Source organism: Streptomyces sp. bgisy100 (assembly GCF_057709105.1).
In genome coordinates this window covers 1-10918 of the sequence record NZ_JBYITE010000091.1, presented here as the reverse complement: position 1 = coordinate 10918, position 10918 = coordinate 1, and the positions used below count along the sequence as shown (strand labels likewise).

9 protein-coding genes and 1 pseudogene are annotated in these 10918 nt (G+C 74.0%); 8 read left to right on the top strand and 2 right to left on the bottom strand.

The window, feature by feature from the left end; all coding sequences use genetic code 11:
- Positions 1-316 precede the first annotated feature (316 nt).
- Positions 317-1933, top strand: coding sequence for a GMC oxidoreductase (locus tag AC3EQ1_RS30905; RefSeq protein WP_432097616.1), 1617 nt, complete (start codon positions 317-319; stop codon positions 1931-1933).
- A 131-nt stretch (positions 1934-2064) separates the two neighbouring features.
- Here AC3EQ1_RS30905 and AC3EQ1_RS30900 read toward each other — a convergent pair whose 3' ends face one another.
- Positions 2065-3861 carry an AMP-dependent synthetase/ligase gene (locus AC3EQ1_RS30900; RefSeq protein WP_432097615.1) on the bottom strand — a complete coding sequence of 599 codons (1797 nt, stop codon included), beginning with the start codon at positions 3859-3861 and terminating at the stop codon, positions 2065-2067.
- A gap of 275 nt (positions 3862-4136) precedes the next feature.
- Between AC3EQ1_RS30900 and AC3EQ1_RS30895 the strand changes: the two genes are divergently transcribed.
- The 7 genes and pseudogenes from AC3EQ1_RS30895 to AC3EQ1_RS30865 all read left to right on the top strand — a co-directional run bounded on the left by AC3EQ1_RS30895 (position 4137) and on the right by AC3EQ1_RS30865 (position 10246).
- Positions 4137-4898 (top strand): metallophosphoesterase family protein, encoded by a 762-nt coding sequence (locus tag AC3EQ1_RS30895; RefSeq protein WP_432097614.1) that lies wholly within the window; start codon positions 4137-4139, stop codon positions 4896-4898.
- A gap of 221 nt (positions 4899-5119) precedes the next feature.
- Positions 5120-5569 (top strand): SRPBCC family protein, encoded by a 450-nt coding sequence (locus AC3EQ1_RS30890; protein ID WP_351509496.1) that lies wholly within the window; start codon positions 5120-5122, stop codon positions 5567-5569.
- Positions 5566-7392 (top strand): ArsA family ATPase, encoded by a 1827-nt coding sequence (locus AC3EQ1_RS30885; RefSeq protein WP_432097617.1) that lies wholly within the window; start codon positions 5566-5568, stop codon positions 7390-7392. Before AC3EQ1_RS30890 ends, AC3EQ1_RS30885 begins: the two co-directional genes overlap by 4 nt.
- 268 nt (positions 7393-7660) lie before the next feature.
- Positions 7661-7759, top strand: a pseudogene (locus AC3EQ1_RS30880) (transposase); the annotation flags it as partial.
- 121 nt (positions 7760-7880) lie between these two features.
- On the top strand, positions 7881-8351 hold the full coding sequence (locus AC3EQ1_RS30875) for a DUF5304 domain-containing protein (RefSeq protein WP_432097613.1): 471 nt from the start codon (positions 7881-7883) through the stop codon (positions 8349-8351).
- A gap of 126 nt (positions 8352-8477) precedes the next feature.
- Positions 8478-9419, top strand: a complete 942-nt coding sequence (locus AC3EQ1_RS30870) for an ROK family glucokinase (RefSeq protein WP_432097612.1) — start codon at positions 8478-8480, stop codon at positions 9417-9419.
- Between the two features lie 65 nt (positions 9420-9484).
- The gene (locus AC3EQ1_RS30865; RefSeq protein WP_432097611.1) at positions 9485-10246 is read left to right on the top strand and encodes an endonuclease/exonuclease/phosphatase family protein; all 762 of its coding nucleotides are present in this window, start codon (positions 9485-9487) and stop codon (positions 10244-10246) included.
- Between the two features lie 186 nt (positions 10247-10432).
- On the opposite strand, the gene AC3EQ1_RS30860 is transcribed toward AC3EQ1_RS30865, so the two are convergent.
- Positions 10433-10918, bottom strand: a 486-nt coding sequence (locus AC3EQ1_RS30860; protein WP_432097610.1) for a hypothetical protein, incomplete at its 5' end; no start/stop codon positions are given.

The following is a 10918-nucleotide window of genomic DNA, read 5'->3' as shown; positions in this document are numbered from 1 at the left end:
CCCCCCCCCCCCCCCCCCCCCCCCCCCCCCCCCCCCCCCCCCCCCCCCCCCCCCCACCCCCGAAACCCACGACGATCCGCACCCGGCACCCGAGAGAGCCCCCGGCAGACCCGCCCCCGGCAGACCCGCCCCCGGCAGACCCGCCCACGGCACCCGCCCCCGGCACACCCGCCCACGGCACCCGCCCCCGGCACCCGCCCCCGGGCACGCCCGCCCCACCGCGCGCCCCAGGCGTACCCCCACCCCCCTGGGACCCGCCCAAAAGCTCATGCGCACGTCTATGGGCAATCCACGATGTTCCGCTCATGATGCGCGCATGAGCCTATATCTGACGCGCCGTCACTTCCTCGGTCTCGCCGCCCTGCAGACGGCCGCCGCACTCGGCGCCACCCGGATCGCCACCCCCGCCGCCGCTGCCTCGGCACCCAGGGACTACGCCCCCGCCGTCGTCGTCGGATCCGGCTACGGCGCCGCCGTGGCAGCGCTCCGCCTCGGCGAGGCGGGCGTGCGCACCCTGGTCCTCGAAATGGGCCGGCTGTGGCACGAACCCGCCGACGACGGCCGGATCTTCTGTCCCACCACGGCCCCCGACCGCCGGTCCATGTGGTTCCGGACGCGGACCGAGGCCCCCGTGGCCACCTTCCTCTGGCTGGATGTCGTCAATCGGGACATCAGCCCCTACCCCGGGGTGCTCGACCGGGTCCACTACGACCAGATGTCGGTCTACGTCGGCCGCGGGGTCGGCGGCGGCTCCCTGGTCAACGGCGGCATGGCCGTCACTCCGCCCCGCAGCTACTTCTCGGAGGTCCTCCCGCGCGTGGACGCCGACGAGATGTACGGCCGCTACTTCCCGCGCGCGGTCCAGGCCCTCGGCGTCAACACCGTCTCCCCCGACTGGTTCGAGCGGACGGACTGGTACCGCTTCGCCCGGGTGTCCCGCGCCCACGCCCACCGGGCCGGCCTGCGCACCACCTTCGTGCCCAACGTCTACGACTTCGGCCACATGGAGCGCGAGGACGCCGGACAGGCCCCCGCCTCGGCGCTCGCCGCCGAAGTGATCTACGGCAACAACCACGGCAAGCGGACCCTCGACCGGACCTATCTCGCCGCGGCCCTCGGCACCGGGAAGGTCACCATCGAGACCCTCCACCGGGTCCGGGCGGTGCGCCGGGAGGCCGACGGCACGTACGTCCTGAGCGTCGACCGGATCGACGAGCGCGGCTCCGTCGTCGCCACCCGGGAGATCGGCTGCCGTCATCTCTTCCTGGGGGCCGGCAGCCTCGGCACCACCGAACTCCTGCTGCGCGCCCGGGAGACCGGCGCCCTGCCCGCGCTCAGCCCGCGGATCGGCACCGGCTGGGGCACCAACGGCAACATCATGACGGCCCGCGCCAACCACATCTGGGACACCACCGGGGCGAAGCAGTCGACGATCCCGGTCCTGGCGATCGACGACTGGGCCAACCCGGACCGGCCGGTCTTCGCCGAGATCGCCCCGCTGCCCATGGGGCTGGAGCACTGGATCAGCCTGTATCTGGCGATCACCAAGAGCCCCGAGCGCGGCACCTTCCGCTACGACCGGGCCACCGACGCCGTACGGCTGGACTGGACGCGGGACCAGAACCAGCCCTCGCTCGCCGCCGCGAAGTCCCTGTTCGACCGGGTCAACCGGGCGAACAGCACCATCTACCGCTACGACCTGTTCGGCGGCAACCGGCCCTTCGCCGACGACTTCTGCTACCACCCGCTGGGCGGCTGCGTCCTGGGCGAGGCGACCGACGACTACGGACGGGCCCGCGGGCACCCGGGGATCTACGTCACGGACGGCTCGTTGATCCCCGGCTCCATCGGCGTCAACCCGTTCGTGACGATCACCGCCCTCGCCGAGCGCACCATGGCGCGCGTGCTCGCCGAGGACGGGATCCGCGGCTGACCGGCCCGGGCCGGGGCCGCCCGACCAGGAGGTCAGGCCCGGAGCGCAGGGCCCGGAGCACCAGGCCTGGAGCACCAAGTCCGGAGCGCAAGGCCCCGGCGTACCAGGCCCGGCGTACCAGGCCTGCACGCTCAGGCCTGGTAAATGGCCTCGATCTCGTCCGCGAAGTCCTTCGCGACCACGTTGCGCTTGAGCTTCAGCGACGGCGTGACGTGCCCGGACTCCTCCGTGAACTGCGCCGGGAGGATACGGAACTTGCGGACGGACTCGGCCTTGGAGACCGCGGCGTTGCCGTCCTCGACCGCCTGCTGGACCGCGGCCAGCAGCTCGGGGTCGTCGCGCAGCTCCGTGGCCGTGGCACCGGCCGGCTTGCCGTGGTCCTCGGCCCAGCGGGGCAGGAACTCCTCGTCCAGGGTGATCAGCGCGCCTACGAACGGGCGGCCGTCGCCGACCACCATGCACTCGGCGACCAGCGCGTGCGCCCGGATCCGGTCCTCGATCACCGCCGGGGCGACGTTCTTGCCGCCCGCGGTGACGATGATCTCCTTCTTGCGGCCGGTGATGGCGAGGTAGCCGTCGGTGTCGAGGGTGCCGATGTCACCGGTGTGGAACCAGCCCTCCGACAGCGCCTCGGCCGTCGCGGTCTCGTTGTTCCAGTAGTTGCTGAACAGGTGCTCGCCGTGCAGCAGCACCTCGCCGTCGTCGGCGATGCGCACCACCGAGCCGGGCAGCGGCTGGCCGACGGTGCCGATCTTCTGCCGGTCCCACGGGTTGAACGCGGTCGCCGCACTGGTCTCGGTGAGGCCGTAGCCCTCCAGGACCGTGAAGCCGATGCCGCGGAAGAAGTGGCCGAGCCGCTCGCCCAGCGGGGCGCCGCCGGAGATCGCGGCCTCGCCGCGGCCGCCGAGCACGGTCCGCAGCTTGCTGAAGACCAGCTTGTCGAAGAGCTTGTGCTTGAGCTTGAGGCCCAGCGAGGGGCCGGTGGGGGCGTCCAGGGCGCGGCTGTAGGCGATCGCCGTGTCGGCGGCCTTGTCGAAGATCTTGCCCTTGCCGTCCGCCTGCGCCTTGGCCCGCGCCGAGTTGTAGACCTTCTCGAAGACCCGCGGCACCCCGAGGACCAGCGTCGGCCGGAAGGAGGCGAGCTCCTCGGTGAGGTTCTTGATGTCCGGTACGAGCCCGAGCTTGATCGGCGCCAGCACGGAGGCGATCTCCACCAGCCGGCCGAAGACGTGGGCCACCGGGAGGAAGAGGAGGACGGAGGAGTCACCGGTGCGGAAGAGCGGGCGCAGCCGCTCGACCACGTTGCCGCACTCGGCGAAGAAGTTGCGGTGGGTCAGCACACAGCCCTTGGGGCGGCCGGTGGTGCCCGAGGTGTAGACGATCGTCGCGGGGGAGTCGGCGGTCGCCAGGGAGCTGCGCTCGTCGACCTCGGCGTCCGATATCTCCGCGCCCTTGCTGCGCAGCAGCTCGACGGCGTCCCGGTCGATCTGCCAGACGTGCTCCAGCTCCGGCAGCCGGTCCCGTACGGACTCGATCGCGGCCTCGTGGACCTCGGTCTCGACCAGGCAGCCCACGGCGCCCGAGTCCCCCAGGATCCAGGCGATCTGCTCCGGCGAACTCGTCTCGTACACCGGCACGGTGATCCCGCCGGCGGTCCACACGGCGAAGTCCAGCAGCGTCCACTCGTAGCGGGTCCGGGACATCAGCCCGACCCGGTCCCCCGGCTGCACGCCGGCGGCGATCAGCCCTTTGGCCGCCGCCCGGACCTCGGCGAGGAACTCGTTGGCGGTCACGTCCTGCCAGCGGCCGTCCCGCTTGCGTGCGATGACGGCGACGTCGGGATGCTGCGCGGCATTGCGGCGGATCAGATCCGTCAGATTGCCGTCCGCGGGGACCTCGTACAGGGCCGGAAGGCTGAACTCGCGCAAGACTGCTGCTCCTCGTCGGACGCTGGCGCCGACACGTCGTGTCCCGCGTGCTGCGTCGGCTTGCGGCCCATGATCGTGCAATGGGGGTTGGACTGCCCGGACGTTACCCATCGGTATGCGTCACCGATAGGGGGTTCCGGCCAGATGTTTCATGCGTCACATACCGCGGGGGGGACCAATGCGCGCAGATTAGTCGAGCAGCCCGGTGACGCGAAAGTAACCGCAGGTCGGGCGCCCCTCCCGGGTGCCCGGTTCGCGGCGTAGGGTCCTCAGATATGCGAGTTCATGTGGTGAGTGACGTCCATGGCAACAGCCGGGATCTCGCCCGGGCGGGAGAGGGTGCCGACGCCCTTCTCTGCCTCGGTGACCTGGTGCTCTTTCTCGACTACGCCGATCATTCCCGCGGAATCTTCCCCGAGCTCTTCGGCGAGGAGAACACCGACCGCATCGTCGAACTCCGCACCGCCCGCCGGTTCGAGGAGGCCCGCGCGTTCGGCGCCCGGCTGTGGGCCGGTCTCGACCGCCGCAGCGCCATCGAAGGGGCCGTCCGCAAGCAGTACGCCGAACTCTTCGCCGCCTTCCCCCAGCCGACGTACGCCACCTACGGCAATGTCGACATCCCGCATCTGTGGCCCGAGTACGTCCGGCCCGGCGTCACCGTTCTCGACGGTGAGCGAGTGGAGCTCAACGGCCGCGTGTTCGGCTTCGTCGGCGGCGGGCTGCCCAGCCCCATGCGCACCCCCTACGAGATCGACGAGGAGACCTACGCGGCGAAGGTCGCCGCGCTCGGGGAGGTCGACGTGCTCTGCTCGCACATCCCGCCCGACGTGCCCGAGCTCTGCTACGACACCGTGGCCCGCCGCTTCGAGCGCGGCAGTTCGGCGCTGCTGGAGGCGATTCACGAGATCCGGCCGCGGTACGCGCTCTTCGGCCACGTCCACCAGCCGCTGGCCCGCCGGATGCGGATCGGGCGCACCGAGTGCGTGAACGTCGGCCACTTCGCGTCCTCGGGGCAGCCCTGGGCGCTGGAGTGGTGAGCCCCGGGGCAGCGGAAACGTTCCCTTCCGGGCGCGGGGAACGGGCCCCGCGGGGCACCGGGGGAGCAGCCCCTGCCGGGCACCGGCGGGCCCGGCCGGAGGCGACGCAGGGCGTGGGCAGCGGGCCGGGCATCGGCCCGTCCCGTCGCGCGCGGTAGCCTTCACCAGCAGGCATGCACGCCGCGGGCGGACCGTAGTGGAGTAGTGGAGGAGCCACGGAGATGGCGGAACACACCAGCTCGAGCATCACGATCGAGGCGGCACCGTCCGAGGTCATGTCGGTGATTTCCGACTTCGACCGCTATCCGGAGTGGACCGGAGAGGTCAAGCAGGCCGAGGTCCTGGCCAAGGACGAGCAGGGCCGCGCCGAGCAGGTGCGACTCGTGCTCGACGCCGGCGCGATCAAGGACGACCACACCCTGGCCTACACCTGGACCGGCGACAACGTCGTGAGCTGGTCGCTGGTCAAGTCCCAGATGCTGCGCGCCCTCGACGGCTCGTACAGCCTCGCCCCGGTGGAGGGCGGCAAGCGGACCGAGGTCACCTACCAGCTGACCGTGGACGTCAAGATCCCGATGCTGGGCATGATCAAGCGCAAGGCCGAGAAGGTCATCATCGACCGCGCGCTGGACGGCCTCAAGAAGCGGGTCGAGAGCGGGGCTCAGGCCTGAACGCCCGGACGATCCTGGTCACCGGGGCGGGCGGTGCCGGGCGCACCACCGTCGCCGCCGCCCAGGCCCTCGCCGCGGCGCGCCGCGGACTGCGCACCCTGGTGCTCACCACCGACCGCTTCGCCACTCTGGAAGCGGCCCTCGGGCTGCCCGCCGCGGGGTCGGCCGCCGGCCGCGGAGCGCAGCCGTCGTCCGGACCGGACGGCACCGGTGCGCCCGCCGCCCCGGCGGCCCCCTGGAGCCCGCCGGTGCAGGCCGCGCCGAACCTGTGGGCCGCGCGCCTGGACCCCGGTGAGCACTTCCGCACCGCACTCCTCGACCTCCAGGAGCGGTGCTCCGCCGCGCTCGGACTGCTCGGCGCGGCACCCCTGGACCGCGAGGAGGTGACGGAGGTCCCCGGCGCACCGCAGCTGGCCCTGCTCCGCGCCCTCCGGGCGCTGCACCCCGACGGCACCCAGTGGGCCGGGGAGCAGTGGGAGGAGGCGGCCGGACCGTCGCACGGCGTTCCCGCACCCGGGACACCCGGAGCCAACCGGGAACCGTCCGCGGCGCCCGTCGGCCCGCCCGCCGGCTGGGACGTGGCCGTCCTCGACCTGCCGCCCGTTCCCGGGACACCGGCCGTGCTCGCGCTGCCCGAACAGCTGCGGCGCTACCTCCGCCGCCTGCTCCCCTCCGAGCGCCAGGCCGCCCGCGCGCTGCGGCCGCTCCTCGCCCAGCTCGCCGGAGTCCCCATGCCGGCGCAGTGGCTCTACGAGACGGCGGACCGCTGCGCCGCCGAACTCGCCGCCGCGCAGGCCGTGATCGAGGCGGACAGCACCGTCGTCCGGCTCGTCGTCGAGCCCGGACCGGCCGCCGTCGAGACGCTCCGCCGAGCCCACGCCGGGCTCGCGCTGCACGGGCTGCGCACCGACGCGGTCATCGCCAACCGGCTGCTCCCCACCGGCTCCGCCGACCCCTGGCTCGCCGCCGCGTCCGGGCAGCAGCAGGCCGCCCTGAAGACGCTCGCGGACGACCTCCCGGCCGGCACGGCGCTGTGGGAGCTGCCGCACCTCGGCCACGACCCCCGGGGCCCCGAGGACCTCGCCGAGCTGCTCGGCCGCGGCAACGCGTCCGCCACCCCGCGCGCCGGGGACGCGGGCTCCGGCGGGGCGAACGGCGGCGTGAACGACCCCTCCCGCGACGGTGGCCCCTCCCGCGACGGTGGCCCCTCACGTGACGGCGACTCGCCCTCCGGTGACGCGAACGGCACGGTCGGCCATGAGGACGCCACATCCGGTCACGGCAGCGGCGCGGACGCCGACAGCCGTCGTACCGGGCAGGGAAGTCGCTCCGAAGAGGGAAGCCGCACCGGGCACGGCAGCGGGGCGTCCGGCGACCGGAACGGTGCCGCGGCCGGCGGGGGCAGCCACGCGTCCGGCCCGGCCGGCGACATCGCGCCGGATGCGGAGGCTTCGACGAGCGAGCGGACATACGGCCCCGCGGACGATGCCACCGATGGTGCGGAGGGCGCGGGGACGGAGGTCCCCGGCGGCCCCGGGCGCACCTCCCGGGTGCCCGGAACCGTCGAGGACCGGCTCGCCGCCGAGGGCGTGCTCCTCTGGCGGCTGCCGCTGCCCGGCGCCGAACGCGGGGACCTCGACCTCAGCCGCCGGGGCGACGAACTCGTCGTCACCGTCGGTCCGTTCCGCCGGATCCTGCCGCTGCCGTCCGCACTCCGGCGGTGCACCGTCACCGGCGCGGGCCTCGCGGACGGCGAACTCGGCATCCGCTTCACCCCCGACCCGGGCCTCTGGCCGCGGACCGGAGGCGGGGCGGCCCGCTGAACCGGGGCGGGGCCGGAGCCCGGGTGCGGGCGGCCCGTGCGCCGGGGCTGCGCGGGCCTGTGCGTCGAGGGATTCGGCGAGCCGGGCGGGCCCTTCGCGAGCGGGCGGAACGCACGTGCCGCAGCGACCGGAACGCGCGCGCCGCGTGCGGCGGCGGCCCGTGCACGGCGGCCGCCCCGTGAACGCACGCCGCACGCCGGACCCCCCTTCGGTTGACGTGCTCCCCGGCCTAAGGTCCAGGGACCGGATCCACCTCGCCGTAACGCACGGGCACCTCTGGTCGCCCTCGTACCTCGCCGCATCCTGCGGCGGAGCACTACTGGCGATCATCCGCCAGTACATCGAACAGCAACAACGTCCCCTCTGACCTGCACGCCAGAGCAGCCTTGAGATGCCTTCATCCCCGACGTGAACACCGGGGCCTTCCGCACAAGAGCCCTGGTAACGTCGAGAAATACCGTCGAAGTCCTCCCTCGCAGGAGCCCGCCATGAGCGAAGCCACCGAGCGCCCCGCATCCGGCCCCGCCGACGCCCCCGACGCCGACGCCTGGGCCAAGGCCTGCGCCGAGGATCTCGCGGCGGAAAAGGCGCGCCGCCGCGCACAGCAGGGGCCCCAGCCCGGCAGCGCCGCCGAGGAACTGCGCAAGCTGGCCGACGCCGTGGCCGAGCGGATCTCCGCCTTCCAGGGCCCGCTCGGGCCCGGCGCGGCCGCCGGCGCCGTGCAGCAGCTGATCTCCCAGGCCAAGGCCGCCGTCGAACCGGTCGTCGAGCGCAACCCGGAGGTCTTCGACCACCTCGCCGCCGCCGGCTCCGAGCTGCTCGCCGCCTACCGGGCCGCGGTCGAGGGCCAGGAGCGCCGCTGGACCCGCGGTGACGACTGGTCCCGCGGCGACGACTGGTCCCGCGGTGACGACGGCGGGGACGGCCCGTCCGGCACCGAGCGCATCGACCTCGACTGACGCCGGGCGCGCACCCTCCGCGCCCCCGGGAGCCGCCCTCCCGGGCCGTTCCCTGCTGCCGGTGTGCCCCGGCCCCCTCCGGTACGGTTGGGCGCAGCGGGGATCGACCGAATAACTGAGGGACACATGGGACTCACCATCGGCGTCGACATCGGCGGCACAAAGATCGCAGCTGGCGTGGTCGACGAAGAGGGCTCGATTCTCGAGACGTGCAAGGTACCCACTCCGCCCACGCCCGAGGGTGTCGTCGACGCGATCGCGGACGCGGTGCGGACGGTCAGCACCGACCACCAGATCGAGGCGGTCGGCATCGGTGCCGCCGGCTACGTCGACGACAAGCGGGCGACCGTACTCTTCGCCCCCAACATCAACTGGCGGCACGAGGCGCTCAAGGACAAGGTCGAGCAGCGCGTCGGGCTGCCGGTCGTCGTGGAGAACGACGCCAACGCCGCCGCCTGGGGCGAGTACCGCTTCGGTGCCGGCCAGGGCCACGAGGACGTCATCTGCATCACCCTCGGCACCGGGCTGGGCGGCGGCATCATCATCGGCAACAAGCTGCGCCGCGGCCGCTTCGGCGTGGCCGGCGAGTTCGGCCACATCCGGGTCGTCCCCGACGGCCTGCTGTGCGGCTGCGGCAGCCAGGGCTGCTGGGAGCAGTACGCCTCCGGCCGCGCCCTCGTCCGCTACGCCCGGCAGCGCGCGGTCGCGGCCCCGGACAACGCCGCCGTTCTGCTGGGCCTCGGCGACGGCACCCCGGACGCGATCGAGGGGCGGCATGTGAGCGAGGCGGCCCGGCAGGGCTGCCCCGTCGCCATCGACTCCTTCCGCGAGCTGGCCCGCTGGGCCGGTGCGGGGCTGGCCGATCTGGCCTCCCTGTTCGACCCGTCGGCGTTCATCGTCGGCGGCGGGGTCTCCGACGAGGGCGACCTCGTCCTGGACCCGATCCGCAAGTCCTTCCGCCGCTGGCTGGTGGGCGGACAGTACCGGCCGCACGCCCAGGTGCTCGCCGCCCAGCTCGGCGGCAAGGCCGGACTGGTGGGCGCCGCCGACCTGGCCCGGCAGGGCTGACCGGCCGCCCACGACAGGACGCGGCGGGGGCCCGCCGTGACGCTCCGATGTGAGGGGATGGCGCCATGCTCGCGGACCTGCCCGAGTCCCGTACCGAACCGGACGGTTCGGCCGTGGTCCGCGTGCTCGGCTACAACATCCGCTCGATGCGCGACGATCGGGTGGCGCTGGCCCGGGTGATCCGGGCCTGCGCCCCCGATCTCGTGTGCGTTCAGGAGGCACCGCGGTTCTTCCGCTGGCGCAAGGCCGCGGCGTGGCTGGCCCGCGCCACGGGCCTGGTGTACGTCACGGGCGGGGCGACCGCCTCCGGCCCGTTGATCCTCTCCTCGCTGCGCGCCCAGGTGGAACGCACCGAGGACCTGCTGCTGCCGCGCACCCCCGGCCTGCACCAGCGCGGCTTCGCCACCGCCGTGGTGCGGATCGGCGGTGCCCGGCTCGGTGTGCTCAGCTGCCATCTGAGCATGAACGCCGACGAGCGCTACGAACAGGGCGGGCTGCTGCTCGACCGGATGCACCGCTTCACCGCCGAGGGCGTCCCGCACGCGGTGGCCGCGGGGGACCTCAACGACCGGCCCGAGGGACGGACGTTCCGCCGGCTCGCCGCCGAACTGCAGGACGGCTGGGCCACGGCCCCCTGGGGCGTGGAGCACACCACCCGGCCCGGTGACCCGTTGCAGCGCATCGACGCCGTCCTGCCCACGCGGGGCGTCGAGGTGCTCGGCTGCGGGGTGCCCCGCGGGCTGCGGGGCGTCACGGAGGCGGACCTGCGGGCGGCCACCGACCACCTGCCGGTGCTGGCGGCGCTCCGGGTGCCCGCTCTGTCCTGACGGGGCCGGACCGGCACCGGTGCCGGCGGGTGCCCCCGGCACTCTGAGGCGGACCGCGCCCCCGCCCGGGCCCCGATGACCTGGACCCGCCCGGGCCCCGATCACCTGGACCGGACAATCCGCACTCCCCAGAGGCCGGGCCGCACCAGAGGCCGGGCCGGCAGACCCCGGGCCGGCGGACCGGGATCAGACCACGGCGCCGCGCCCCGGGTCGTCGTCCTCCTCTTCGTCGTCGTCCCGCATCCGGGCGACGAGCGTGCCGAAGCCGCCCAGGAAGCCACCGATGCCGAGCGTGGCGATCAGCGGGGTCATCTCCCACTGCAACAGCACGGTGAGCAGCAGGAGCAGCGGTCCGCCGAGGACCGCGAGCCAGGCGAACTTGGCCGTGGTGTCGGCCGAGGGGAGCGGCGGCGGCTCCGGGGGCACGAAGTGGCCCTCCTCGGAGTCCGCCTCCGCGGGCTCCGGCGTCGCCCAGTCCCGGGGGCCGACTCCGGGCATGAACCCGGTCACGCTCGAACCGAGCGGCCGGTCCGGAACCCCCGAACTGCCCGGGGCCCCCGGCCCGGAGGGACCGTCTGCCTCGTCCTGATCGTCGTCCCGGTCGTCCCGGTCGTCCCGGTCGTCCCGGTCGTCCCCGTCGTTCCGATCGTCGGGGGCGGGGGGGGGAGGTTG

What these genes read in the sequence shown, in the direction of transcription:
- AC3EQ1_RS30865 (WP_432097611.1), top strand. Translation starts at nt 9,485, where the DNA reads ATGCTCGCGGACCTGCCCGAGTCCCGTACCGAACCGGACGGTTCGGCC.
- AC3EQ1_RS30890 (WP_351509496.1), top strand. Translation starts at nt 5,120, where the DNA reads ATGGCGGAACACACCAGCTCGAGCATCACGATCGAGGCGGCACCGTCC.
- AC3EQ1_RS30875 (WP_432097613.1), top strand. Translation starts at nt 7,881, where the DNA reads ATGAGCGAAGCCACCGAGCGCCCCGCATCCGGCCCCGCCGACGCCCCC.
- AC3EQ1_RS30870 (WP_432097612.1), top strand. Translation starts at nt 8,478, where the DNA reads ATGGGACTCACCATCGGCGTCGACATCGGCGGCACAAAGATCGCAGCT.
- AC3EQ1_RS30905 (WP_432097616.1), top strand. Translation starts at nt 317, where the DNA reads ATGAGCCTATATCTGACGCGCCGTCACTTCCTCGGTCTCGCCGCCCTG.
- AC3EQ1_RS30895 (WP_432097614.1), top strand. Translation starts at nt 4,137, where the DNA reads ATGCGAGTTCATGTGGTGAGTGACGTCCATGGCAACAGCCGGGATCTC.